This is a genomic window from Candidatus Burkholderia verschuerenii, assembly GCF_001189365.1.
In the GTDB taxonomy this organism is placed as follows: Bacteria; Pseudomonadota; Gammaproteobacteria; order Burkholderiales; family Burkholderiaceae; genus Caballeronia; species Caballeronia verschuerenii.
This window is the reverse complement of record NZ_LFJJ01000017.1, coordinates 1-25,512: the sequence shown is the minus strand read 5'-3', so window position 1 is coordinate 25,512 and position 25,512 is coordinate 1. Positions and strand designations below refer to the sequence as shown.

24 protein-coding genes, 1 tRNA gene and 1 pseudogene are annotated in these 25,512 nt (G+C 62.5%); 16 read left to right on the top strand and 10 right to left on the bottom strand.

What is annotated here, in order from left to right; genetic code table 11:
- Window positions 1–2: 2 nt before the first annotated feature.
- Window positions 3–1,334: an Nramp family divalent metal transporter gene (locus BVER_RS05860; protein ID WP_083452055.1), complete on the bottom strand. Its 1,332-nt coding sequence runs from the start codon at window positions 1,332–1,334 to the stop codon at window positions 3–5.
- A gap of 621 nt (window positions 1,335–1,955) precedes the next feature.
- On the opposite strand from BVER_RS05860, the gene BVER_RS05855 reads away from it, so the two are divergent.
- The 4 genes from BVER_RS05855 to BVER_RS05840 all read left to right on the top strand — a co-directional run bounded on the left by BVER_RS05855 (window position 1,956) and on the right by BVER_RS05840 (window position 6,037).
- Window positions 1,956–3,011, top strand: a complete 1,056-nt coding sequence (locus tag BVER_RS05855; protein WP_050452502.1) for a polyamine ABC transporter substrate-binding protein — start codon at window positions 1,956–1,958, stop codon at window positions 3,009–3,011.
- Window positions 3,012–3,219: 208 nt separating this feature from the next.
- The gene (locus BVER_RS05850; RefSeq protein WP_157055938.1) at window positions 3,220–4,317 is read left to right on the top strand and encodes an ABC transporter ATP-binding protein; all 1,098 of its coding nucleotides are present in this window, start codon (window positions 3,220–3,222) and stop codon (window positions 4,315–4,317) included.
- A complete protein-coding gene (locus BVER_RS05845; protein ID WP_050452479.1) occupies window positions 4,314–5,219 on the top strand; it encodes an ABC transporter permease subunit in 906 nt (301 codons plus the stop codon). Before BVER_RS05850 ends, BVER_RS05845 begins: the two co-directional genes overlap by 4 nt.
- Entirely contained in the window at window positions 5,219–6,037 is an 819-nt protein-coding gene (locus tag BVER_RS05840; protein ID WP_050452500.1) for an ABC transporter permease subunit, read from the top strand. Before BVER_RS05845 ends, BVER_RS05840 begins: the two co-directional genes overlap by 1 nt.
- A 49-nt stretch (window positions 6,038–6,086) precedes the next feature.
- Here BVER_RS05840 and BVER_RS05835 read toward each other — a convergent pair whose 3' ends face one another.
- The 3 genes from BVER_RS05835 to mfd form a co-directional block, all read right to left on the bottom strand.
- Window positions 6,087–7,082, bottom strand: a complete 996-nt coding sequence (locus BVER_RS05835; RefSeq protein ID WP_050452478.1) for a threonine/serine dehydratase family protein — start codon at window positions 7,080–7,082, stop codon at window positions 6,087–6,089.
- A 25-nt stretch (window positions 7,083–7,107) separates the two neighbouring features.
- The gene (gene argE / locus BVER_RS05830) at window positions 7,108–8,343 is read right to left on the bottom strand and encodes an acetylornithine deacetylase (protein WP_050452477.1); all 1,236 of its coding nucleotides are present in this window, start codon (window positions 8,341–8,343) and stop codon (window positions 7,108–7,110) included.
- Window positions 8,344–8,432: 89 nt separating this feature from the next.
- Window positions 8,433–11,909 carry a transcription-repair coupling factor gene (gene mfd, locus BVER_RS05825; protein ID WP_050452476.1) on the bottom strand — a complete coding sequence of 1,159 codons (3,477 nt, stop codon included), beginning with the start codon at window positions 11,907–11,909 and terminating at the stop codon, window positions 8,433–8,435.
- A gap of 206 nt (window positions 11,910–12,115) precedes the next feature.
- On the opposite strand from mfd, the gene ispD reads away from it, so the two are divergent.
- Complete coding sequence (gene ispD, locus BVER_RS05820) at window positions 12,116–12,787, top strand: 2-C-methyl-D-erythritol 4-phosphate cytidylyltransferase (RefSeq protein WP_232316405.1); 672 nt, start codon at window positions 12,116–12,118, stop codon at window positions 12,785–12,787.
- Between the two features lie 26 nt (window positions 12,788–12,813).
- Window positions 12,814–13,305: a 2-C-methyl-D-erythritol 2,4-cyclodiphosphate synthase gene (gene ispF, locus BVER_RS05815; protein WP_050452474.1), complete on the top strand. Its 492-nt coding sequence runs from the start codon at window positions 12,814–12,816 to the stop codon at window positions 13,303–13,305.
- Between the two features lie 25 nt (window positions 13,306–13,330).
- Here the strand turns inward: ispF and BVER_RS05810 are convergent, their stop codons facing one another.
- The 4 genes from BVER_RS05810 to ompR form a co-directional block, all read right to left on the bottom strand.
- Window positions 13,331–13,855: a carboxymuconolactone decarboxylase family protein gene (locus BVER_RS05810; protein WP_050452473.1), complete on the bottom strand. Its 525-nt coding sequence runs from the start codon at window positions 13,853–13,855 to the stop codon at window positions 13,331–13,333.
- Between the two features lie 107 nt (window positions 13,856–13,962).
- On the bottom strand, window positions 13,963–14,511 hold the full coding sequence (locus BVER_RS05805) for a peroxiredoxin (protein ID WP_050452472.1): 549 nt from the start codon (window positions 14,509–14,511) through the stop codon (window positions 13,963–13,965).
- 196 nt (window positions 14,512–14,707) lie between these two features.
- On the bottom strand, window positions 14,708–16,063 hold the full coding sequence (locus BVER_RS05800; RefSeq protein ID WP_050452471.1) for an ATP-binding protein: 1,356 nt from the start codon (window positions 16,061–16,063) through the stop codon (window positions 14,708–14,710).
- A 108-nt stretch (window positions 16,064–16,171) separates the two neighbouring features.
- On the bottom strand, window positions 16,172–16,897 hold the full coding sequence (ompR, locus tag BVER_RS05795; protein WP_050452470.1) for an osmolarity response regulator transcription factor OmpR: 726 nt from the start codon (window positions 16,895–16,897) through the stop codon (window positions 16,172–16,174).
- Window positions 16,898–17,137: 240 nt separating this feature from the next.
- On the opposite strand from ompR, the gene BVER_RS05790 reads away from it, so the two are divergent.
- Complete coding sequence (locus BVER_RS05790; RefSeq protein WP_050452469.1) at window positions 17,138–17,512, top strand: hypothetical protein; 375 nt, start codon at window positions 17,138–17,140, stop codon at window positions 17,510–17,512.
- An 11-nt stretch (window positions 17,513–17,523) separates the two neighbouring features.
- On the top strand, window positions 17,524–18,348 hold the full coding sequence (locus BVER_RS05785; RefSeq protein WP_050452468.1) for a DUF1501 domain-containing protein: 825 nt from the start codon (window positions 17,524–17,526) through the stop codon (window positions 18,346–18,348).
- Window positions 18,349–18,357: 9 nt separating this feature from the next.
- Here BVER_RS05785 and BVER_RS05780 read toward each other — a convergent pair whose 3' ends face one another.
- On the bottom strand, window positions 18,358–19,188 hold the full coding sequence (locus tag BVER_RS05780; RefSeq protein WP_050452467.1) for a squalene/phytoene synthase family protein: 831 nt from the start codon (window positions 19,186–19,188) through the stop codon (window positions 18,358–18,360).
- 242 nt (window positions 19,189–19,430) lie between these two features.
- Between BVER_RS05780 and BVER_RS05775 the strand changes: the two genes are divergently transcribed.
- Entirely contained in the window at window positions 19,431–19,817 is a 387-nt protein-coding gene (locus BVER_RS05775; RefSeq protein ID WP_050452466.1) for a DUF5594 family protein, read from the top strand.
- A gap of 60 nt (window positions 19,818–19,877) precedes the next feature.
- Here the strand turns inward: BVER_RS05775 and BVER_RS05770 are convergent.
- Window positions 19,878–19,964 (bottom strand) — tRNA-Leu (locus tag BVER_RS05770).
- Between the two features lie 317 nt (window positions 19,965–20,281).
- Here BVER_RS05770 and BVER_RS05765 point away from each other — a divergent pair.
- From BVER_RS05765 to rplI, 7 genes and pseudogenes are all read left to right on the top strand, one after another.
- A complete protein-coding gene (locus BVER_RS05765; protein WP_232316404.1) occupies window positions 20,282–20,680 on the top strand; it encodes a DUF2946 domain-containing protein in 399 nt (132 codons plus the stop codon).
- 225 nt (window positions 20,681–20,905) lie between these two features.
- Window positions 20,906–22,651: pseudogene (locus BVER_RS29855) on the top strand (TonB-dependent receptor); the annotation flags it as partial.
- A 125-nt stretch (window positions 22,652–22,776) separates the two neighbouring features.
- The gene (locus BVER_RS05750; protein WP_050452463.1) at window positions 22,777–23,730 is read left to right on the top strand and encodes a LysR family transcriptional regulator; all 954 of its coding nucleotides are present in this window, start codon (window positions 22,777–22,779) and stop codon (window positions 23,728–23,730) included.
- A 123-nt stretch (window positions 23,731–23,853) separates the two neighbouring features.
- Window positions 23,854–24,225: a 30S ribosomal protein S6 gene (gene rpsF, locus BVER_RS05745; protein WP_050452462.1), complete on the top strand. Its 372-nt coding sequence runs from the start codon at window positions 23,854–23,856 to the stop codon at window positions 24,223–24,225.
- Between the two features lie 45 nt (window positions 24,226–24,270).
- A complete protein-coding gene (priB, locus tag BVER_RS05740; protein WP_050452460.1) occupies window positions 24,271–24,570 on the top strand; it encodes a primosomal replication protein N in 300 nt (99 codons plus the stop codon).
- Between the two features lie 2 nt (window positions 24,571–24,572).
- On the top strand, window positions 24,573–24,848 hold the full coding sequence (gene rpsR / locus BVER_RS05735) for a 30S ribosomal protein S18 (RefSeq protein WP_007000150.1): 276 nt from the start codon (window positions 24,573–24,575) through the stop codon (window positions 24,846–24,848).
- Between the two features lie 28 nt (window positions 24,849–24,876).
- Window positions 24,877–25,332: a 50S ribosomal protein L9 gene (gene rplI, locus BVER_RS05730; RefSeq protein ID WP_050452459.1), complete on the top strand. Its 456-nt coding sequence runs from the start codon at window positions 24,877–24,879 to the stop codon at window positions 25,330–25,332.
- Window positions 25,333–25,512: the final 180 nt, after the last annotated feature.

Sequence of the window (25,512 nt, the reverse complement as noted above, 5' to 3'; positions counted from 1 at the left end):
TATTAACCCGCCGCGAGGGCCTGCCACAGCAGCGTCCCATTCAGCACGACGATCACGCCCGCGCAGAGCCACGCGAGCGCGAGCGGCACGCGGACGACGCGCCATCGTCCCATCAACCGCGCATCCGATGCGAAGCGCACCAGCGGAATCACCGCGAGCGGCAATTGCAGGCTCAGCACGACTTGCGTCGCGACCAGCAGCGCGTTGGATCCGTGCTGACCGAAGCTCGCCACCGCCGCCAACGCCGGACCGATCGCAAGCGCGCGCGTGAGCAGCGCACGCGTCCAGCGCGCCATCCGAAGACGCAGGAAGCCTTCCATCACCGCCTGACCGGCCAGCGTCCCCGTCACGGTCGCGTTGAGGCCGCAGGCCAGCAAGGCAGCGGCGAACGCGATGCCGGCCCAATGGCTGCCGACCAGCGGCGCGATCAGGCGATGCGCGTCGGCGAGATCGTCGACCTGCGTGTAGCCGCCCGCATGGAACACGGCCGCCGCGACGATCAGCAGCGACACGTTGAGGATAAACGCCAGTCCGAGCGACGCGAACGTGTCGATGTTCACGCCGCGCAGCGCGTCGCCGATGCTGTCGTCGTCGCGCGTCGGAACGTGGTCCTTCACCAGCGCCGAGTGCAGATAGAGGTTGTGCGGCATGACGGTCGCGCCGAGCACGCCGGCCGCGAGCCAGAGCATGCCGGCGTCGCGCAGCAACTCGCGCGGCGGCGCGAAACCCGCGAAGGCCTCCGACCACACCGGAAGCGCCAGCGCCAGTTCCACGACGAAACAGATGCCGACGAACAGGATCAGCGCCGTCACCGCGCGTTGCAGCGTCCGCTGGCCGCGGCTTTGCAGCGCGAGCATCGCGAAGGTGCCGACGGCGGATACGAGCACGCCCATCGTCAGCGACAGGCCGAACAGCATCTGCAAGGCGACGGCGCTGCCGACCACTTCGGCCACGTCGCAGGCGATGATCGCGATTTCGCAGGCGATCCACAGCAGCAGCGTCGTGCGCCGGCTGTAGCGCTCGCGGCACAGTTGCGCGAGATCGCGTCCCGTGACCACGCCGACGCGCGATGCGACCCATTGCAGCAGCATCCCCATCAGGCTCGCGAGCAGCACGACCGACAGCAACTGATAGCCGTAGCGCGCACCGCTGCCGAGCGCCGTCGCCCAGTTGCCGGGATCCATATAGCCTACCGCGACCAGCGCGCCCGCACCCGCGAAGGATGTCCAGCGTCCGCGCGGTTTGCGCGGCGGCTCGCCGCGTCGTTCGACAAGCGCGGACGCGTCGGGCTTCGCGGCGGAAAGTTGGGCAAGCGCGGACGGATTGGTGTTCAAGCTGACGGCCTCGAATAGCGATGCAGCGGCGCGGCGAGCCCATCGGAGCATGGGCGACAGTCAGCGCGCGTTGCCGGTTTGTGGATGCGGCGCGAGGTCGGAGAACCGCGCGTCGCAACGACGAAATGGCTAGCAACGTGCGTTCCGCTGGCTATTCGTAAGCTGTGGGGACTTTATCGGGCACAGCCGGACATCCGTTCGACGACCAGAAAACCCCCGTCACGAATAATGACATTACAACGGCCCGTCATCATGTCGTGCCCGTTTGACGAGTGTGGTTTTATTGGGTCCCGACACGCTGCGTTAGGGGCTAAAATGCGCGCTCTTTACGAGGACGCCCGCACGCTCCGCCGCACGCGACAAGACTTTTGCCCGCTCGCGCCCGGCTCATGTGCATTTTGTGCGACAGGCGGTGCATCTGTTTTTTTGTCGTGCCCCGGTTTAATGGTAGTTTTCGGGTTTTTGATGGGGTTGCGGACCGTACGATTGCGCGGTTCCGCGGCACGACGCCGTAAAAAGTCGGAACAAGGGAGAATCGAGATGAACGAGAAGGTGACAACCCCCGTGGCGAAGTTGGCCCCTAAGTTGGCCAAGCTCGCCGGCGCGCTGGCTTGCGTGGCGATGCTGACGCCGCTCGCGGCATCGGCGGCGGACAAGCAGCTCAACGTGTACAACTGGTCAGACTACATTGCCAAGGACACGATTCCCAATTTCGAAAAGCAGAGCGGAATCAAGGTCAAGTACGACAACTATGACAGCGACGACACGCTTCAGGCCAAGCTGCTGACGGGCAACTCGGGCTATGACATCGTCGTGCCGACCAGCAATTACGCGGGCAAGCAGATCGCCGCCGGCATTTTCGCGCCGCTCGACAAGTCGAAGATTCCGAATCTCAAGTATCTCGATCCCGACCTGATGAAGCTCGTCGCGGGCGCGGATCCCGACAACAAGTTCGCCGTGCCCTGGGCGTACGGCACGACCGGTCTCGGCTACAACGTCGACAAGGCGAAGAAGATTCTCGGCAACAACGTCGATCTCGCCAATTGGGACATTCTCTTCAAGCCGGAGAACATCAAGAAGCTGAAGGCCTGCGGCGTGTCCGTGCTCGATGCGCCGGATCAGATGTTCGCGGCGGCGCTGCACTACATCGGCAAGGATCCGATGAGCACGAATCCGGCCGATTATCGCGAAGCGCTGGCGATGCTCAAGAAGATCCGCCCGTACATCACCCAGTTCAACTCGTCGGGCTATATCAACGATATGGTCGGCGGCGATATCTGCTTCGCGTACGGCTGGTCGGGCGATGTGGTGATCGCCAAGCATCGCGCGCTCGAGGCGAAGAAGCCATACAAGATCGACTACTACATTCCGAAGGGCGGTGCGCCGATCTGGTTCGACGTGATGGCCATTCCGAAGGACGCGAAGAACAAGGACGCCGCGCTCCAGTGGATCAACTACATCGAGACGCCGCAGGTCCACGCCGCGATCACCAATGCCGTGTACTACCCTAGCGCCAACGCTGAAGCGCGCAAGTACGTGGACAAGGACGTCGCGAACGATCCGGCCGTCTATCCGCCGCAGGACGTCATCAAGACGATGTTCCTGCTCAAGCCGCTGCCGCCGGAGATCCAGCGTCTTCAGACGCGGCTGTGGACCGAGTTCAAATCCGGCCGCTGAGTTGAAAAAAGCCGGATAATCCTCGAAATGACCCAAGCCCTCGGACATCCGGGGGCTTTGTTCGTGACCTCACCGGTCACACATGCATCAACAGGCATTCAATGCGGGAGTCGAACAGGCAATCATGAGTGAGCAGTCGAGCGCGTCGAAGGCAGCGCCCCCTACGTCCAGCAACGGCCGGCAGGAGCCGAACGGTTTTCCGTCCGGCATGAATCCGGATGACAACTTCGTGCAGATCGTCGATGTCGTAAAGAAATTCGGCGAAACGACGGCCGTGCGCGGCGTCAATCTGTCGGTGAAAAAGGGCGAACTGTTCGCGCTGCTCGGCAGTTCCGGCTGCGGCAAATCCACCTTGCTGCGCATGCTGGCCGGGCTCGAATCCGTGACCGAAGGGCAGATCCTGATCGACGGCGAAGACCTCGCGCAATTGCCGCCGTACAACCGGCCCGTGAACATGATGTTCCAGTCGTATGCGCTGTTTCCGCATATGAGCGTGGAATCGAATGTCGCGTTCGGATTGAAGCAGGAAGGCGTGAAGGGCGGCGAACTGTCGGACAGCGTCAACAACGCGCTCGAACTCGTGCAGATGGCAAAGTTCGCCAAGCGCAAGCCGCATCAATTGTCGGGCGGACAGCAGCAGCGCGTGGCGCTGGCGCGCAGCCTCGTCAAGCGTCCCAAACTGCTCCTGCTCGACGAGCCGATGTCCGCGCTCGACAAGCAGATTCGCCAGCGCACGCAGATCGAGCTGGTCAATATTCTCGATCAGGTTGGCGTCACCTGCATCATGGTCACGCACGATCAGGAAGAAGCGATGACGATGGCGAATCGTCTCGCCGTGATGAGCGAAGGGCAGATCGTGCAGCTCGGTTCGCCGCATCAGGTGTACGAGTATCCGAACAGCCGATTCTCGGCGTCGTTTATCGGCTCGACGAATCTGTTCGACGGGCGCGTCGTGGAAGACGAGCCGGATCATATCTTCGTGGAATCGCCGGATTTGCCGGTGCGTCTGTATGTGAACCACGGCATTACCGGGCCGCTCGGCATGCCGGTGACCATTTCCGTGCGGCCCGAACGCATCGCGCTGATGCGCAAGCTGCCCGAAGGCGCGTACAACTGGGGACGCGGCAAGATCACCAATATCGCCTACATGGGCGGCTATACGCTGTATCACGTCACGCTCGATAGCGGCAAGGTCGTGGTCGCGAACCTGTCGAGCCTCGCCATCGGCGAAATCGATTCGCCCACTTTCGACGATGAAGTCTACGTGCGCTGGAGCGCATCGGCCGGCGTGGTGCTGACCTCATGACGAACCTGCTGAAACGCTTCGGCTTGAGCGGCAGGACGCTCGTCATCGGCGGGCCATATCTGTGGCTCTTGCTGCTGTTCTTCGTGCCATTCCTGCTGGTCGTGAAGATCAGCTTCGCGGACAGCCAGCTCGGCATTCCGCCGTACACGGAACTGCTGGCGATGAAGGAGGGCGTGATGAATATCGCGCTCGATTTCTCGCACTACCTGTTCCTGTTCCAGGACAGCCTGTACTTCGCGACCTACATGAATTCGCTGCTGGTCGCGACGGTATCGACGCTGCTGTGTCTCTTGATCGGCTATCCGATGGCGTATTACATCGCGCGCTCGAATCCGGCCACGCGCAATCTGCTGTTGATGGCCGTGATGCTGCCGTTCTGGACATCGTTCCTGATTCGCGTGTACGCGTGGATCGGCATTCTCAAGAACAACGGACTGCTGAATGATTTCCTGATGTCGATCGGGCTGATTCATTCGCCGATTGAGCTGTATCACACGAATATCGCGGTGTATATCGGCATGGTGTATTCGTATCTGCCGTTCCTCGTGATGCCACTTTACGCGCATTTCGTGAAGATGGACCTGACGCTGCTCGAAGCCGCTTACGATCTCGGCGCGAAGCCGTGGAAGGCGTTCGTGCAGATCACGCTGCCGCTGTCGAAGAACGGCATTATCGCGGGCTGTCTGCTGGTGTTCATTCCGGCGGTGGGCGAGTACGTGATTCCCGAACTGCTCGGCGGCGCGGATACGCTGATGATCGGCCGCGTCATGTGGAACGAGTTCTTCGATAACGCCGACTGGCCGATGGCCTCCGCCGTCACCTGCGCCATGGTCCTGCTGCTGCTCGTGCCGATGGCGCTTTTCCAGCACTTCCAGGCGAAGCAACTGGAGGAAAAGCGATGATCAAGCCGAGCCGTCCGCTGCAAATCACCGCGCTCGGAATCGGGTTCGCGTTTCTGTATATCCCGATCCTGAGTCTGATCGTCTATTCGTTCAACGAGTCGAATCTCGTCACGGTCTGGACGACGTTCTCCTTGAAGTGGTATCGCGCGTTGTGGTCCGACGACGAACTCATCAACGCCGCGTGGCTGTCGCTGCGCATCGCGTTTTTGACGGCGTGCGCGTCGGTCGTCATCGGCACGTGGGCGGGCTTCGTGCTCGCGCGCATGGGTCGCTTCCGGGGCTTCACGCTTTATACGGGAATGATCAACGCGCCGCTCGTGATTCCCGAAGTCATTCAGGGCATTTCGTTGCTGCTGTTGTTCGTCGAAATGGCGAAGCTGATTGGCTGGCCCGCGGGGCGCGGCATGTTCACGATTTTCATCGGCCACGTGATGCTGTGTATCTCGTATGTGGCGATCATCGTGGAATCGCGCGTGCGGGAGCTGAATCCGTCGCTGGAGAAAGCGGCGCTAGACCTCGGCGCGACGCCGTTGCGCGTGTTCTTCTCGATCACGCTGCCGCTGATCTCGCAGGCGTTGGTCGCGGGCTGGCTGCTGTCGTTCACGCTGTCGATCGACGATCTCGTGCTGTCGGCGTTTCTGTCCGGTCCCGGTTCGACGACGCTGCCGCTGGTCGTGTTCTCGCGCGTGCGTCTGGGTTTGAATCCGGAGATGAATGCGCTGGCGACGTTGTTTATCGCGCTGGTGACGGTAGGGGTGATTGCGGCGAATTACTTCATGCAGCGTAGCGAGCGAAGACGGCTCGCCGAAGTGCTGTAGTAGAAAAACCCCACGACTTCAAAAGCGTGGGGTTTTGTTTTACAGAAGCTTATTGCGCTAAACCCAGATGCCGCGCGAACGTCGCCGCATCGGTATTCGTGCCACACAACAACACGCCGACGCGCTTGCCTTGCAACCGCTCACGCAATGGTCCGAGCAACGCCGCCGTCGCCGCCGCGCACGCGGGTTCCACCGCCAGCTTCATCTCGCTGAACAGCAGACGCATTCCGTTGCGCAACTCGTCGTCGGAGACGGTAACGATCTCGTCGATATGACGGCGGCACAGTTCATAGCTGTATTGCTCGGTATGCGGCGCCATCAGCGAATCGGCGATGCTGTGCATCGTGTCGAGCTTGATCGTGTGATTCGCCGCGAAGCTCTGGCTCATCGCCGCCGCGCCCGCCGGTTCCACGCCGTAGATGTGGATCGACGGATTCGCAAGCCGCATCGCCGTCGAAACACCGGCAGCCAATCCGCCGCCGCCGATTGGCACGATCACCGCATCGAGATCGGGCGCCTGCGAGGTCCATTCGTAGCCGAGCGTCGCCGTGTCGAGCACCGTGCGATAGCCGTTGAACGGATGGATGAACACGCGTCCTTCTTCCGCCTCGACGCGGCGCACGGTATCGAACGCGTCGACGAGATTGTCGGTCAGCACGACTTCCGCGCCGAAACGCCGGCACTGTTCGATCCGCGCCGGACTGGCCGTCTTGACGATGATGACCTTCGCGCCGACGTCCATCCGCTGCGTCGCGTAAGCGACCGCGACCGCATGATTGCCGCCCGACACGCAGGTCACGCCCGCGCCGCGCTCGCTGTCCGTCAACGCGAGAATGTTCGAGAACGCGCCGCGCGCCTTGAAGGTTCCGCTCACTTGCAGCAGTTCGAACTTGAAGGTGACGGGCGTGCCGTCGAGCGTCGGAAAATCGTGCTTCTCGAAGGTCGGCGTACGCGCCACCCACGGCGTGAGCGCCATGTGTTGCTCGGCGATATCGTCGAGCGTGGGGATCGGCGTGCCGTCGATGGTGAGGTCGGTGGTGGACATGAGCTTCGTTCTGCGACGTGATGAATCAGCGTGCGTGTGCGTCGACCGACATGCTGTGGATGAACTTGCCGAGGAACGCCTCGCAGGCGACGAGCTGGTCGAGCGACACGTATTCGTTGGCCTTGTGCGCCTGCTCGATATTGCCCGGACCGCACACGATGCTCGGAATGCCCGCGTTCGCGAACAGGCCGGCTTCCGTGCCGTAGGCGACCTTGCCCTTGTCCTGATTCTCCGTCAGCGCGCGCACGAGTTGCGTGATCGCGGCCTGTTCGGTTGCGTCGAGTCCGGGCGCGGAGTCAAGCTGCGAAATCTCGATGGCGCCGTTGCCGTGTTCCTTGAGCATCTTCGGCAGCAGCGTCTCGCGCGCGTAGCTTTCGATGCGCTCGATGATGCGCGCCGGATCCATCGTCGGCAGATTGAGGAATTCGAACTCGAACTGACATTCGGCGGGCACGGTGTTGATCGCGTTGCCGCCTTTGATCGTGCTGGTCTGTGCGGTGGTGAAGGGCACGTCGTACAGTTCGTCGAACGGGCCGTTGGCGCGGAATTCGTCGGCGATATCGCGGATATGGCAAATCAGCCGCGCGGCGTATTCGATCGCGTTCAGGCCTTTCACCGTCAGCGACGAATGCGCGGCGAAACCGCGCACGCAGCAGCGATACGTGTTGATGCCCTTATGCGCGATGATCGGGCGCATCGACGTCGGTTCGCCGACGATGCAGCCATCCGGCTTGATGCCGCGTTTCTGCAGATCGGTCAGCATCAGCGGCGCACCCGCGCAGCCGACTTCTTCGTCATACGAAAGCGCGAAGTGGATCGGCTTGGCGAGCTTGGTCGCCTGCATTTTCGGCAGCAGGCTGAGCGCCGCGCCGATAAAGCCTTTCATATCGCACGAACCGCGTCCGTAAAGCAGGCCGTCGCGCACTTCGGGCTTGAACGGGTCGCTTTGCCAGTCCTGGCCGTCGACCGGCACCACATCCGTATGACCCGACAGCACGATGCCGCCGTTGGTCTCGCCATCGTGCGCGGGCACGGTCGCGAACAGATTGGCCCACTGGCCGCGCGGATCGTTGGTGATGGTCGCGTCGATGCCCGCCTTGCGCAGTTCGTCGCGCACGGTTTCGATCAGGCCGAGATTGGGATTGCGGCTGACGGTATCGAAGGAAATCAGACGTTCGATCCACGGCAGCGAAGCCGGAGATTGAGCGGAAGAAGCGGGATGGGAAGCTTCGAGATGCGCCGAATCAGCGATCTGGGGCATGTTTTGACTCCTGCGAGAAGACTTTGATCATAGCCCAAACGCCGGCCCGCCCGCAGAAGTCAAAAACTGCTTAATAGCTCAACTCGAGCTCAACGCGCTGCCGCCACAGGTTGACGCACCGGACCGCCGAGCGCGCGCAAGGTTTCCTTCACGGTCGAAATCCGCACCGCGAGATCGGGGCTGCGCGACTCGATACGCAGCTTGTCCTGACCGGCCAGCTTGATGTGCTTGTGCTTCTGAACCATCTCGATGATCTTCATCCCGTCGATGGGCGGATTCGGCACGAATTGCAGCGAAATCGACTGTTCGCCCGCATCGATCTTGATGATGCCGAGCGGCTTCGCGGACAGTCGCAGCCGATGCGTTTCGACCAGCGCATGCGCCTGCGGCGGCAACTTGCCGAAGCGATCGACGAGCTCTTCCAGAATGCCGTCGATGGCATCGCTCGATTCGCAGTTCGCCAGCCGCTTGTACAGCGACAAACGCTCCTGCACGTCGGCGCAGTAATCGGCGGGCAAAATGGCGGGCGCGTGCAGATTGATTTCGGTCGTCGCGGCGAGCGGGGCATTGAGATCGGGCTCGCGGCTTTCCTTCAGCGCGCACACGGCATCGTTGAGCATGTCGGTATAGAGCTGGAAGCCGATCTCGTGAATCTCGCCCGATTGCTTGTCGCCGAGCACTTCGCCGGTGCCGCGAATTTCGAGGTCGTGCATCGCGAGATAGAAGCCGGAACCGAGTTCCTCCATCTGCTGAATCGCCTCCAGCCGGCGCTGCGCCTGCTTCGTGAGCGATTGCGGATCGTGCACGAGCAAATACGCATACGCCTGATGGTGCGAACGCCCGACACGCCCGCGCAACTGATGCAACTGCGCGAGCCCGAACTTGTCCGCGCGATGCATGATGATCGTGTTCGCGCTCGGCACGTCGATGCCGGTTTCGATGATGGTCGTGCACAGCAGCACGTTGGCGCGCTGACCGACGAAATCGCGCATCACGCGTTCGAGTTCGCGTTCGTGCATCTGTCCGTGCGCAACCGCGATGCGCGCCTCGGGCACCAGCGCTTCGAGCATCGCGCGACGATTCTCGATGGTCTCGACTTCGTTGTGCAGGAAGTACACTTGTCCGCCGCGCTTCAGTTCGCGCAGCATCGCTTCGCGGATCACGCCGTCTTCCTCGCGTCGCACGAAGGTCTTGATCGCGAGGCGCTTCTGCGGCGCGGTCGCGATGATCGAAAAATCGCGCAGGCCTTCGAGCGCCATGCCGAGCGTACGCGGAATCGGCGTGGCGGTGAGCGTGAGCACGTCGACTTCGGCACGCAGGGCCTTGAGCCCTTCCTTCTGACGCACGCCGAAACGATGTTCCTCGTCGATGATCACGAGCCCGAGGCGCTTGAACTTCACATCGCCGGACAGGAGCTTGTGCGTGCCGATAACGATATCGACCGAGCCTTCGTTGATCTGCTGGATCGATTGCGAGACTTCTTTCGTGCTCTTGAAGCGCGACAGCTCCGCGATTCGTACGGGCCAATCGGCGAAGCGGTCGGTAAAGGTCTGCGTATGCTGTTCGGCGAGCAGCGTCGTCGGCGAGAGAATCGCCACCTGTTTGCCCGCCATCACCGCGATAAACGCCGCGCGCAACGCGACTTCCGTCTTGCCGAAACCGACGTCGCCGCACACGAGGCGATCCATCGGCTTGCCGCTCGTCATGTCGCCGATGACCGACGCGATCGCCGCCGCCTGATCGGGCGTTTCCTCGAAGCCGAAGCTTTCCGCGAACTTGGTGTAATCGCGCGGTTCGAGCTTGAACGCGAAGCCTTCGCGCGAGGCGCGGCGCGCGTACAGGTTCAGCAACTCGGCGGCTGTGTCGCGAATTTGCTGCGCGGCCTTGCGCTTGGCCTTTTCCCACTGGCCGGAGCCGAGCTGATGCAGCGGCGCGCTTTCCGGATCGGCGCCGCTGTAGCGCGAAATCACATGCAACTGCGCGACCGGCACATAAAGCTTCGATTCGTTCTGATATTCGAGGTGCAGAAACTCCGTCTCGCCTTCGCCGAGATCCATCGACACCAGACCCATGTAGCGCCCGATGCCGTGCTGCGAATGCACGACCGGATCGCCGACCTTGAGCTCGGCGAGATCGCGCACCATCGAATCGACATTGCTCGCCTGTTCCTGGCGGCGGCGTCCCGGACGGCGCGCGAGCGGACCGTATAGCTCGGTCTCGGTGATGATCGCGAGCTTTTCCGACGGCAACACGAAGCCGTTCGCCAGCGGCGCGATGCCGAGCGTGAACTTGGCGTCGGCGGTCAGCCATTCCTGGAACGTATCGAGCGATTCGCCGCGCAAGCCGTTATCCGCGAGCAGTTGCTGGATCGTCTCGCGACGGCCCGCCGATTCCGCCACCAGCATCACGCGATTTTCCGTCTGATCGAGATAGTGACGCAGCGCGAGCAACGGTTCGTCGGCGTGACGATCGATCGCGAGGCCGGGCAGCGGCACAGCCCAGCCGCCTTCGGGCGAAGCGGGGAACTTGAGCTGCGCGAAGGACTTGGCGAAGGTGAAGAAGTCGTCGTCGGTCAGGAACAGACGGCGCGGTTCGAGCAACGGCCGTTCGCGATCGTGCGAGAGGAAATCGAAGCGCTGCCTGGTGTCGTTCGTGAAGCGCTTGATCGCGGCATCGAGATCGCCGATGAACGCGAGCTGCGAGCCTTCCGGCAGATAGTGGAAGAGCGTCGCGGTATCGTCGAAAAACAGCGGCAGATAGTATTCGATACCGGCCGACGGCACGCCGGTGCCGATGTCCTTATAGATCTGCGAACGGCTCGGATCGCCTTCGAACACTTCGCGCCAGCGGCTGCGAAACGCGGTACGCGCGGCTTCGTCGAAGGGGAATTCGCGGCCCGGCAGCAGCCGCACGTCGCGCACGGGATAGAGGCTGCGTTGCGTGTCGGGATCGAAGGCGCGGATCGAATCCACCTGATCGTCGAACAGGTCGAGGCGATACGGCAGCGGCGAACCCATCGGATACAGATCGATCAGCGAACCGCGCACGCAGTATTCGCCCGGACGCACGACCTGACTCACATGCTCGTAGCCCGCGAGCGTCAACTGCGCCTTCAGCTTCGTTTCGTCGAGACGCTCGCCTTGCGTGAAGGAAAACGTATAGGCCGCCAGAAACGACGCCGGCGGCATGCGATACAGCGCGGTCGTCGCCGGCACGATCAGGATGTCGCAGCGGCCTTCGCCGAGATCGTGCAGCGTCGCCAGCCGCTCGGAGACCAGATCCTGATGCGGCGAGAATGTGTCGTAGGGCAGCGTTTCCCAGTCGGGCAGCAGGCGCACGCGCGCATCCGGCGCGAAATAGGGCAGTTCGGCGGCGAGGCGCTGGGCACCGACGGCGCTGGCGCAGACGACCGTCAGCAGCGGCACGGTTTCGCGATGAGCCGCGTGATAACGCGCGATGGCGAGCGCATCGGACGAGCCGGTCGCGCCGTCGAAGGCGAAACGCGTACCGGGCTTGACGAGCGCGATGGAAGAACTGGACTGCGCGTTGACGGCTTTGGAATACATAAAGTGTGCAATGAACCGTCTTGGCATGCATGAATCCGTGCACGCCGGACGTGGTCGCGAAAGACCTATTATAAAATCCGGGCTTCACTTTGACTCGGCCGACTTGGCCTTACGATCCGCCCGTGACTCCGCCTACCGGTACGACTACCCCGCGCCTGTTCGCTCTGATTCCCTGTGCCGGCACCGGCAGCCGCTCCGGCGCGCCGATGCCCAAGCAATACCAGACGGTCGCGGGCCGCCCGATGCTCGGGCACACGCTCGCCGCGTTCGACGCGTGCTCCGAATTTTCGCAGACCCTGGTCGTCCTCGCACCGGACGATCATCATTTCGACGCGCGCCGTTTCGCGGGCCTGCGCTTTGCCGTGGAGCGCTGCGGCGGGGCATCGCGGCAGGCGTCGGTCTTCAACGGGCTGATCGCGCTGGCCAACTTCGGCGCGCGCGACGACGACTGGGTGCTCGTCCACGACGCGGCGCGCCCCGGCGTCTCGCCCGAGCTGATTCGCAAGCTCGTCGCGGCATTGCGCGACGATGCCGTCGGCGGCATTCTCGCGCTGCCGGTCGCGGACACGCTCAAGCGCGTCGCACCGAGCATGCCCGATGTGCCGGACACAGCCGCCGCCGGACCGCGCATCGCCCGTACGGAATTGCGCGACGGCTTGTGGCAGGCGCAGACGCCGCAAATGTTCCGCCTCGGCATGCTGCGCGAAGCGATCGAACGTGCGCGTCACGACGGCCACGATCTCACCGACGAAGCGAGCGCCATCGAATGGCTCGGCCATTCGCCGAAGCTGGTGCAGGGCAGCTTGCGCAATTTCAAGGTGACGTATCCCGAAGACTTCGCGCTCGCGAGCGCCATGCTCGCCGCCGCGAAGGCCTGACTCATTCAACAAGCAAGGTTAGATCGATGGATTTCAGAATCGGACAGGGCTACGACGTCCACCAACTCGTCGAAGGACGGCCGCTCATCATCGGCGGCGTGACGATTCCCTACGAACGCGGTCTGCTCGGCCACTCGGACGCCGACGTGCTGCTGCACGCGATCACCGACGCGCTGTTCGGCGCGGCATCGCTCGGCGATATCGGCCGTCATTTTCCCGATACGGCGACGGAATTCGCCGGCGCGGACAGTTGCGTGCTGCTGCGCGAGGCGTTCCGGCGCGTGTCGGAAGCGGGCTTCGAGATCGCCAACGTCGACAGCACGATCATCGCGCAGGCGCCGAAGCTCGCGCCGCATATCGACGCGATGCGCGCGAATATCGCGGCGGATCTGGAACTGGGCATCGATCGCGTCAATGTGAAGGCCAAGACCAACGAGAAGCTCGGCTATCTCGGCCGCAAGGAAGGGATCGAGGCGCAGGCGGCGGTGTTGCTGCGACGGACGTCTATCGACAGTTGAAGCGGCGCCGTCGCCCCGGAACAGGTTACTTTCCCTCGGCCGCGACGGTCAGCGCCACGGCGTTGATCACGGCCGCGACGCGCCCGACATCGCGCAGTTGCGTCGTCGACATGCCTTCGGCCACCAGATTCTCGTAGTGCGATTTCACGCAGAAATGGCACTTGCCGATGATCGATGCCGCCAGCGCGTACATCTCGAAGCGCCGCTTGTCCACGCCGCCATGCGATGCGTAGGCGTTCATGCGCAAGCCCGCCGGCTGCGTCTTGAGATCGGCGTTGTCGGCCATCTCCAGATACGGATACCAGACGTTGTTCATGCCCATCAACGCGGCCGCCGTCAGCGCCGCGTTGGTCTCTTCGGACGACAGCACGCCCGCATTTCGGATGATCTCGACGAGCTTCGTCGCTTTCGCCGCGTAGGCCGCCGCCAGCGCGACGCCGACCGCATCGTTGCCTTCGAGCGACGAGCGCGCGATCGTGCCGTCGACGTTCAATCGAATGTCTTTCGCGTAATCCGGGACCAGTTCCTTGATGGAAGACAGAAATTCCATGCGGTTTCTCCTGTTCGAGGTCGTTGAAAAGCCCGCCTGCGCCGAGCATCACTCGGCACGATGGCGGGCTTTGTCACATCGGTTGATGGCAAACGCCGGGCGCGCGCTTAGAGCGTCGAGCCGCCGACCGCGCGGTTGCACGGGCACAGTTCGTCCGTTTGCAGACCGTCGAGAATACGAAGGATTTCTTCCGGGTTGCGGCCCACGTTCAGGTTGTTGACCGAGACATGCTGAATCACGTTGTCCGGATCGACGATGAAGGTCGCGCGCAGCGCCACGCCCGCTTCCTTGTCGCGGACGCCGAGCTGATCGATCAGTTCGCCCTTCACGTCGCCGAACGAGTAGTGGTTCAGCTTGTTCAGGTCCTTGTGCTCGCGACGCCAGGCGAGCTTGACGAATTCGTTATCGACGCTGCCGCCGAGCAGCACGGCGTCGCGGTCTTCGAAATCCTTCGCCAGCTTGCCGAACTCGACGATTTCCGTCGGGCAGACGAAGGTGAAGTCCTTCGGATAGAAGTAGATGATCTTCCACTTGCCCGGGAAGGACTGCTCGGTGATGTCCTCGAAGGCGGACTGGCCGTTTTCTTCGTGGTTGTTGAAACCGGGTTTTGCAGCAGTGACGGTGAATGCTTCGACTTTATCGCCGACGGTCTTCATACAGTGACTCCTGTGTTCGTTGAAAGGACAAACTTCGAACAAAACTACCGGATCGCCGTAACGCTCGCGTGACACTTCCGTGCCAGCACGGTTGAGCGTTTACCCACCCATCCTAACTCTATTAAATAATCTTAACAATAGTTTTTAGCTATTGTATCGGATAGCTTTTTCCGAATGCGCCGATAGCAAAAGCGGGTTATTCGCGCGTGGCTTTCATCGACGGGAAGTCGATGGTGACTTCGAAGCCCGGTTGTGGCGTGCGATTGCGCAGCCTTAGCGTGCCGCGCTGACGCGTCACCAGCCGCTGCACGATGGCCATGCCGAGGCCCGTGCCGTTGGCCTGCGTGCGCGCCTGATCGACGCGATAGAAGGGCCGCGTAATGAGCGCCACCTGATCGTCGGGGATGCCGCGGCCTTCGTCCATCACCGAGAGTTCGACCTTGCCGTGCGACGCGCGCGTTTGCAACGTGATGCGGGCGATGTCGTCGTGCGCGCTGCGGCCGTATTTGCGGGCGTTTTCCAGCAGATTGCCGACCACGCGCCGCGCATCGGTCGGATCGCCTTCGATCACCGCGCCCGGCGCGAGGTCGGTGCGCATCACGACGCCTTCGTCGGCCTGGAAGCGCGCGGCAAGTTCGCTCGCGATCATCGACAGATCGACCGGTTCGGGCATGCGTTGCATCGGCCGCGCATAGTCGAGGAAGCGGCCGATGATCATGTCCATCTGCTCGATGTCGTCGATCATCGCGAGTTTGGTCGCTTCGTCCGACGGGCTCATTTCCGTCTCCAGCCGCAGACGCGCCAGCGGCGTGCGCAGATCGTGCGAGATGCCGGCGAGCATCAGCGCGCGATCGGCTTCGAGCTGTTCGAGATCGCGCACCATCTGGTTGAAGCTTCGATTGGTTTCCGCCGCGACGCCCATGCCGCGCTCGGGCAAGGGCTCGGGCGACTGGCCCGAACCGAGCTTGCGCGCCGCCAGCGACAGCCGCGCGAACGGCCTGTTGACGAGACTCGTGATGAACGCCGCGCCGAACAGCGACAGCGCCAGCGCGAACACGCCCCAGCCGGCCCATTGCAGCCCTGTCACGGTATCGAGCTGATCGCGGTCGAGCGCGACCCAGTAATCGTCGTCGTCGATCTTGAAGCTGATCCACACGCCCGGTATGTCGTTGACCGATTGCGCGATGATCGTGTCGTTGCCGAGCCGGCCGCGCACGTCGCGCTCGATCAGCCGGTTGAGCGATTCGTCAGGCTGGAGCTTGTACTTGTCGGTGGTTTCGCGCGGATAAACGCGCACGCCTTCGTTGCTCTCCAGATCCTGCAGGAGCGCGCGACGAAGGTCCGGATCGGAATAAAGCAGGGCGGTGCGCGTGAGCTTGACCACGGCGACGAGTTGCAGCGCCACGCGTTGCGCGCGCGGTTCTCGCTCGATCACGCGAAAGCTCTGGAACCATGCGGTGAGGCTGACCGCGATAAGCAACGCGATCAGCGCGAAGGTTCGCCAGAACAGGCCGCCGAAGGCAAGCGCCAGCAGGCGCCTGTCGATACGCATGGGTCTGTCGTGTTCCGCTCGGTGAAGGGGATAAAGCGTATCGGACTTGCTTGTCAGAACGAAGGCGCTTCGGAAGAACAGAGCATGAAGAAGCGCCTTCGAAGAAGGTTAGGCCGCGCCGTCGGGGATGAACACGTAGCCCAGACCCCAGACCGTCTGGATGAAGCGCGGGCTGCTCGGGTCTGGCTCGATGAGCTTGCGCAGGCGGGAAATCTGCACGTCGAGGCTGCGATCGAACACTTCGTATTCGCGGCCGCGCGCGAGTTCCATCAGCTTTTCGCGCGACAGCGGCTGCCGCGGATGACGCGCGAATACCTTGAGCACCGAAAATTCGCCGGTCGTCAGCGGAATTTCCTGGCCATTCTTGGTGAGCGTGCGCGTGGCGAGATTCAGCGCGAATTCGCCGAACTCGAACACTTCGGTGGTTTCGGACGGCGCGCCCGGCAATTCGGACGGCGTCTGACGGCGCAGCACGGCGTGAATCCGCGCGACCAGTTCGCGCGGATTGAACGGCTTCGGCAGATAGTCGTCGGCGCCCATTTCCAGGCCGACGATGCGATCCACGTCTTCACCCTTCGCCGTCAGCATGATGATCGGCGTGCGGTCGTTGCTGCCGCGCAGACGACGGCAGATCGACAGGCCGTCCTCGCCGGGCAGCATGAGGTCTAGCACGAGCAGATCGAAACGCTCGCGCACCCACAGCTTGTTCATCGACGGAGCGTTTTCCGCGACATACACGTTGAAGCCTTGCTCGCCGAGATAGCGGCGCAGCAGATCGCGCAGACGCGGGTCGTCGTCGACGACGAGTACTTTAGAAGGGTTCTTGGTTTCCATGGCGGCAAGTTTATCGCGTTGGTCTGACGGCGAGTTTGTAACAAAAGCGAGTGTAACAGTTGGTTACAGAATTTACGGGGACGGTGGCACGACCAAATAGTTCTGTGCGTACACTCCTTTACCTTGGCCCGCCATTCGGTAGATACTCCATTAGACCAGCGCGTCGTGCGGCATGACCAGCCTTTGGGCGTGCGCTAAAAGAAAGAGGCTGTCCGGTTGTCGAGCAATGAAGGGAACAACATGAAGGGAGCACGGCCGCGCAGTCCCGGGCGCCCCGAGCGCAACCTCAGAAGGACTTTACTCGCCAGTGCGCTCTATGCCGCGCTGAGTACGCATCATGCCTGCGCGCAGCCGTCCGCGGCGCGTCCCTCGGCCGCGTTCGACCGCGGCACCTCGTTTTCCACTTCCCGATTCAACGGCGGCATCATCCGGGCGCAGCAGCGCTCGGGCAAGGGCGCATCCGAGCAGGACGCCAAGCCCGCCATGCAACCCGTCCAGCAAACCGATCTCGCGCCGCCCGCGCGGCCGCCGCGCCATACCGTGATGACTGCCGACGAGCGTCGGCTGCTGCGTCAGCACATCGAAGAAGCCGTGCGCGATCTGTACAAGCGCTAAGGCCCGCAAAGATGGATCGCCGCACGTTTCTGTCGCTCGCCGGCGTTTGGGCGGGCTGTCCGCCTGTATTCGGCGCGTTGCCGTCTCGTTTAGTCTCGCACGATCGTCAGATCGGCGCGCTCGTCGTCGTCGAACTCGATGGCGGCAACGACGGCCTCAACACCGTGATTCCGCTCGACGATCCGCGCTATCGCGAACTGCGGCCGACGCTCGCCATCGCGACGCGCGATGCGTTGCCGATCGATCGGCGGACGGGCCTGCATCCTTCGTTGAACGCACTGATGCCGGCGTGGCGCGCCGGACAACTCGCGATCGTGCAGGGCGTCGGTTATGCGATGCCGAACCGCTCGCACTTTCGCTCGCAGCAGATCTGGCGCACGGCATCGCGCGCGGATGAATATCGCGCGGACGATACGACGAAAGTGTTTCGCCTCACGCTGCACGGCTTCGATACGCACGCGAATCAGGCGACCCGGCATGCCGCGCTGCTGAACCAACTCGCATCGGGACTCGCGTCGCTGCGCGCCGCGTTGACGCGTTCCGGCGACTGGAATCGAACGCTTGTCTTGACTGTTTCGGAGTTCGGACGATCGGCACGCGAAAACGCATCGGGCGGCACGGAACATGGCGCGGCCGCGCCGCATTTTCTTCTCGGCGGCAGCGTGCTGGGTGGAATGTATGGCGAATGGCCGCGTCTGGACGCATTGGATGACGACGGCGCGCTTCCCGCCGCCATCGATTTCCGCCGACTTTATGCGACGGCGCTCGCGTCATGCGCCGGGATCGAATCGGCCTGCGCGCCGCATGTCGAGCCTTTGCCCATTCTTCGTAGCTGATTCCGGCGCTCAACGCGCGCGCCACGAAATCCACAACTTGCGGATCGGCGTCAGCGAAATCCGCTGATGCAGCACCTGAAAACCCTCGCGTTCGATTTCATCGAGCCGCGCCTTCGTCAGCGCGGCGATCGTGAGCAACACGCGCTGCGTCTTGCGTTCGTCGGCGGGAATGGCGGCGAGCGCGTCGTCGATCGCGCGGCGGGCACGATCGGTCTGGAAACGCATCAGTTCGGTAAATGCATCGCTGTACTTGCGATTGATGATGTCCGCCGCCGTCACGTTGTAGCGCTGCAGTTCGTCGATCGGAATGTAGATGCGGCCGTGACGCGCGTCGTCGCCAATGTCCTGCACGCGCTCCGCCAGCAAGAGCGCCGCGCCGAGCGGGGCGGCCCATTTCGACGCCTGCGACGGATCGCGCGCCGTCGCGCGCGCGATAGCCGTCGCGAACGCGCCGCCGACCCGTTCCAGATACCGCCGCACACCCGGCCAGTCGAGATAGCGCGCCTGATCCAGATCCATGCCGAAGCCGTCCGCGAGCGCCGCAAGCGTCGCGCGTTGCGCGTCGTCGAGCGTCTGCGCGCCGTGCGCCTGCAGTGCCTTGGTCACCGGATGCGTCGGCTCGCCGCCGTCGAGCCGGCCGAGTTCGTTCTGCCACCACGCATGCTTGGTGCGGCCGATGGTCGGATCGCTGGTTTCCTTGACCGTCTCCTCGAGCTCGCGATAGAGCGCGAACAGCGCGGTCAGATACGGCTGACGCGCGGTGGGCGCGCGATGCAACGCGTAGTACGTGCTGGAGCCTTCAGGCGCGGCTTTCTGCTGGCAGTAGTCGTCGAAATTCACGAACGGGGCTTGTGGGTCGGGGGAAAGTGGGGCGCGCCGTTTTCATCTGGCGTTTGCGAGCGCGGCCGGTCATTTTATCCGTCTGACGGACGCGGCGCATCGGCTTCGCGCGCGCCCGCACGATCGCTGCGTCTGGATGTGCGGCGACCCACCGACGCCGAAATTGGCAGGCGCAACACTCCGGCATCGACTGAAGAGGACCTTCGATCCTCTCACACCGACCGACCACTCGGAGGCGACCAATGGCCCTCAGCAAGAATGAAAACAAGCAGTTCGGCGACAAATGTCTGCCGTTCGTCGTGAAGAGCGTGGCAAGCGATTTCGGCTTTGATTTCCACGTCTGTCCGCGACAGATGAGCGTGTCCCCGACGATGGGACTGCACATCACCGCGCATCGTCAGAAGGACGCGAAGCAGTCGTTTCCGCTCAACGTGTTCGTGTACTGGCAGCCGTCGGGCGTGCGGCGCTTTCTCACGCATATCGACCGGCCGATCGCGGCGGCGCGCGCGGGTGAACTGATTCCGCACGAGATCAAACGCGTGCTGGATCAGACGGGAGTGGATTTCGCGGGACGTTCGCAGGCGAAGGGCGAAGTCATCAACATCGAGTTGCACGACATCACGATCTGACCCAAACACGAACGCCCAATAAAAAACCCCTTTGGCGCTCAAAGGGGTTGGGATGGTGGATGGTGCGAGGGAGGGGACTCGAACCCCTACACCCTTGCGGGCGTCAGGACCTAAACCTGGTGCGTCTACCAATTTCGCCACCCTCGCAGCACGGCGGCGTTCGGGTTGTCGATCGATTCGCGACGGCGTGCGCCGCTGCTCGCGATTCGAACTGGCCCGGCGGTTTCGCCGTGTCCGGCACCGGTCCACTTCCACTGTGCCAAGCCTAAGATTCTAACTGATTCGTCTGTCGATGTCTGAGAAAATGCATCGCATGAATACGTGACCGTTTCGCGTCGCCGTGGCGTGAGGCAGACGGCCAACATGCGGCGCAATGTCCGCCATATGTGACGGAAGATTGCGGCGCGCGCACTTGCTGCCTACAATTCCGTTCGACCCTCGGCTCGACAGATCTCATACGTCTCATGACTCGCAACGCGCGCAACTGCTTCGTCGCATGGCTCGGCATCGCCGCCATGTGGCTGGCCATTGTCGCGCCGGTTATCAGTCAGACGCTGGCGTCGCATCGCGCGCAGAACGATTTTCAGGCGGCGCTATGCACGGTCGATGCCCCGAACGGCGCGTATTCGCATGCATCGCATCACGATGCATCGGCAGCGGCCGACGAACACTCCTATGCAAACGCCGACGAGCACGCCGGCCATCACGACGCCAGCGATCACTTCGACGCCTGTTCGTATTGCGGTCTGCTCGCGCACAATCTGCCGATCGCGCAGGAGATCGCGCTCGATGTCACGCGCATCGAACGCGTGGCGCGCGTCGCGAGCCTCGTCGCGGTCAGCGCGCCGGTTTCGAAGTCCTAAACGCCGCGTTTCCGCGCGCGCCTCCCGTCCTTTCCTGAAGCTTCTTTTCGTCCGATCGCATCGACCGACGTGTCCGGCGCCTGAGCGCCTGAGCGACGTTGGCGCGTGCGTTCGCTCGTCCGTTCTTTCAGGAAATCATCGATGTCCACGCTCCTTCCGCGAGCGCGACGGCGTTCGCGCCATCGCGCTCTGGCGCGCGCTCGCGCCTGCCTGCCGCTGTCCCTCATGGCGCATGTCACCTGGTCCTTCGCCGCCGACGCACAGCCCGCATCGACCGATACGACCAACGCCGACACCACACTCGCGCCGGTCGTCGTCAGCGCGCAAGCCGCGCCGCGCGCATCGTCGCTCGATCCGAATCTGCCTGCCAACGTCTCGACCTTCACCGCCGACCAGTTCGACAACTGGAACGTGACGAGCGCCGAAGACGTGCTCAAGTACGCGCCGAACATGGCGGTGCGCAAGCGCTTTATCGGCGATCTCAACTCGACCATCGCGGTGCGCGGCACCAGCAATTCGCAGACGGCCCGCGGCCTCGTGTACGCCGACGGCCTGCTGCTCAGCAATTTCCTCGGCAATACGTGGACCTACGCGCCGCGCTGGTCGATGATCTTCGCCGACGACATCGAACGCACCGACGTGATCTACGGCCCGTATTCAGCGCTGTATCCGGGCAATTCGATCGGCGCGACGGTGTCGATCACCACGCGCATGCCTACCAAGTTCGAAGCCGACGCGAAAGTGCAGGCCTTCACGCAGCACTTCGATCTGTTCGGCGTGAACCGCAATTTCAACGGCACCAACACCACGGCGACGGTCGGCGACAAGATCGGGTGATTCTCGTTTTTGATCGGCGTCGATCATATGGAGAACACCGGCCAGCCGCTGCAGTTCGCGACGCTGGCGCAATCGAAGACGCCCGCGAGCGCCGCCGCCACACCCGTCACCGGCGCGTATTTCTACAACGATCAGAACAACGCGCGCACCGCCGTGCTGGGCACGTCGAGCGAAGGCATCGAACGCACGTTTCAGGACAACGTGCGGATGAAGTTCGCCTACGACATCACCGATTCGTTGCAGGCGGGCTTCACGCTCGGCTACTGGCATCAGAAGTACAACAGCGACACGCAAACCTTCCTGCGCGATGCCAACGGCAATCCGGTGTACAGCGGCCGCGTGAATATCGGCGGCTACGAATATGTGCTGCCGGCGGCGACTTTCGCGCCGAGCATGGGATCGAACGAGAACTTTCTGTATGGTCTCTCGCTGCGCACGCATCACGACACCGGCTGGAACGCGGAGGCGGTCGCGTCGTATTTCGATATCACGCAGAGTCTTGCGCGCACCGCCAGTTCAGGCGTGCCCGGCGACGGTCCCGGCACGCTGACCGATGGCTCCGGTTCCGGCTGGAAAGCGCTCGATCTGCGCGCGACGTGGACGCCGGTTGCGCGTTCGGGCATGGCCGCGCACGCGTTGTCCTTCGGCTATCACTACGACAACTATTTTCTCGACAGCGTCACGTACAACACGGCCGCATGGCGCGACGGTCCGGGCACGTCGTTCGCCAATTCCTTCGGCGGGCACACCAGCGCGCAAGCTGGTTACGCGCAGGACGCATGGCGTTTTCTGCCGCGCTGGGCCTTCACCTACGGCGTGCGATACGAGAACTGGAACGCGTATGACGGCAATCGATCGCTTGCCGGGACGACGCTCGCATACGGCGATGCAAGTCAGAGCCACTGGTCGCCGAAAGCGTCGCTGTCCTTCGATGTGACGAACGAGCTGACGCTACGTGCATCGATCGGACGCGCGTATCGCTTTCCGACCGTCGGCGAGTTGTTTCAAGGGCAGATCAACGGCGTGTCGATCGTCAACAACAATCCGAATCTGAAGCCCGAGGACGATCTTTCGAAGGAACTCACCGCCGAGTGGGCGCATGGCAACGGCTTGTATCGCTTCACGCTGTTCCAGCATCGAAGCAGGGTTCCAGTGCACTTTAGGACTGTGGAAAAGGTTTGATAAGATCACCGTGAGTCGCTTTTTCCAAACTAAAAGTATCGAATGCCGGTGCGACGCGGCTTAGCTGGAGACGACAGATGGACCGCTTCAAGCAGATAGAAACCTTCGTACGCGTCGCCGAGGCGGGCAGCCTCGCGGCCGCGGCGCTAGAAGAGGGCGTATCGCCAGTGATCCTCGGACGACGGATCGACGCGCTGGAAAAGCGCCTGGGCGTGAAGCTGATGTACCGATCGACGCGACGGCTGGTCGTCAGCGAAGATGGCGCGGCTTTTCTCGACCGCTGCAAAAACCTGCTCGCGGACTGGGATCAGGCGGAAAACGAACTGGCGGTTGGGCGGCGCGCGGTCGGCGGGCATCTGATCGTGTCGGCGCCGGCCGCGTTCGGGCGCATGCACGTCGCGCCGCACGCGCCCGCGTTCGTGCGCGACAAGCCGGAATTGCAGATGTCGTTCAATCTGACCGACCGCGTCGTCGATCTGGTGCGCGAGGGCTACGATTTGTCGATTCGTATCGGCGGCGCGGTCGATCCGAATTTCGTCGCGGTAAAGCTGGCGAGCAACCGGCGCGTGGTGTGCGGCACGCCTGCGTACTTCAAGAAGCACGGCAAGCCGAAAACGCTCGACGATCTGCCGAATCACAACTGTCTCGCGTTCAACTTGCAGGGCGGGCAAAACCGGGGCTGGTATTTCCGCCGAAACGGCAAGCTCACGACGGTGCGCGTCACCGGCAATCTCGATTGCAACGACGGCGAACTGCTGCATCGCTGGGTGTCGGAAGGGCTCGGGCTCGGCTGGCGTTCGACGTGGGAAATCCAGCGCCAACTGGAGGCGGGCGAACTGGAAACCGTCCTCGACGACTTCGAACTGCCCGATTACTACATCCTCGCGGTCTATCCGCAGCAGCGCTATGTGCCGGCGCGCGTGCGCTACTTTATTGATTATCTTAAGGAAATTTACGCGCAGCAGGGCTATTGGAGCCGCCGGATCGCGCCGCCCGGCGAGGTGCACGAAGAGCCGGTCGCCAAGCGCTAAATGCTTGAAAAGCAGACGATTTAACTTGCCCGTGCGGCCCGAACGCGCTATAGTTTCGTTTCAAGTTTTTCACTTGCCGCACCGGACCGATGCCCGGGTGGCTTTAATCCATAAGGAGTAAATATGCGTCATTACGATATCGTCTTTATCGTGCATCCCGATCAAAGCGAGCAAGTGCCCGCGATGATCGAGCGCTACAAGAGCACGATCACGTCGCACGGTGGCCAGATCCACCGTATCGAGGACTGGGGCCGTCGCCAACTGGCCTACATGATCGAGAAACTCGCGAAGGCTCACTACGTCTGCATGAACATCGAATGCGACCAGGCTACGCTCGAAGAACTCGAACACGCGTTCAAGTTCAACGACGCCGTTCTGCGTCACCTCATCGTCAAGATGAAGAAGGCCGAAACCGGCCCGTCGCCGATGATGAAGGAAGTGCAGCGCGAAGAAGCCAAGAAGGCGGCTAGCCAGCCGTCCGAAGCGCAGGCTTAAGGACAGTTCAATACTGTCAAGCCATCAGGGAACGAACACTTACACGTGAACCGGCTGCAACTGACAGCAAGCGTCGTGGAACGCGAACCGGTGCGATACACGCCCGCCGGCATCCCGATCGCAAGCTGCACGTTGCAACACGCGGCGGAAGTCGTCGAGGCGGGCATCGTCCGCAAGATCGAACTGACTCTGCAGGCGGTAGCGGCCGGTGAGGCGAGCGGCAAACTGGAAAGCTGTCCGATGGGCGTCGAAACACGCTTCACGGGCTTTCTGGCCAAAAAGAGCCGCAACGCGCGAACCCTGGTGTTTCACATCACAGAATTGCAGGACATTGGAAAGGACTGAACATGCCCCGCCCGACTGGTAAGAAATTCGACAAGCGTCGTCAGCAACAAAACCCGCTCTTCAAGCGCAAGAAGTTCTGCCGTTTCACGGCAGCCGGTGTCGAGTACATCGACTACAAGGACACGGAAACGCTGAAGGACTTCATCGGCGAAAACGGCAAGATCACGCCGGCTCGTCTGACTGGCACGAAGGCGCACTATCAGCGCCAGCTCGACACGGCAATCAAGCGCGCGCGTTTCCTCGCGCTGCTGCCGTACACCGACCTGCACAAGGCCTAATCAGACGACGCAATAAGGAAAGCCAAAAATGCAAATCATTCTTTTGGAAAAGGTCGTCAACCTCGGTAACCTCGGCGATATCGTCAAGGTCAAGGACGGCTACGCACGTAACTTCCTGATCCCCGGCAAGAAGGCACGCCGCGCGACCAAGGACGCAATCGCTGAATTCGAAACGCGCCGCGCCGAACTCGAAAAGGTCGCCGCTGAAAAGCTGTCGGCTGCGCAAGCACAAGGCGAAAAGATGAGCGGCCTGACCGTTCAGATTTCGCAGAAGGCTGGCGTCGACGGCCGTCTGTTCGGCTCGATCACGAACGCGGACATCGCGACCGCGCTGAAGGGTCAAGGCTTCGGCGAAGTCGAAAAGTCGCAAGTGCGTCTGCCGCAAGGCCCGATCAAGATGATCGGCGACCATCCGGTTCAAGTGGCGCTGCACACGGACGTGCTGGTCGACGTCATCGTGTCGGTGCTCGGCGAGCACGCGTAAGTTCGACGCGAGGCGCACCGCCTCGCATCGTGAAAAAGGGAGCCTTTGCGGCTCCTTTTTTTGTGCGCCCAGCATGGGCGCACTCTTGCGGGTGCAAGTCGCGCGGCAAGTTGACCACAGCGAGCGAAGTGAAGCGCAACTGCGGAAGGGCGACCGACCGTGGGGAGGAAGCGTGGAGCG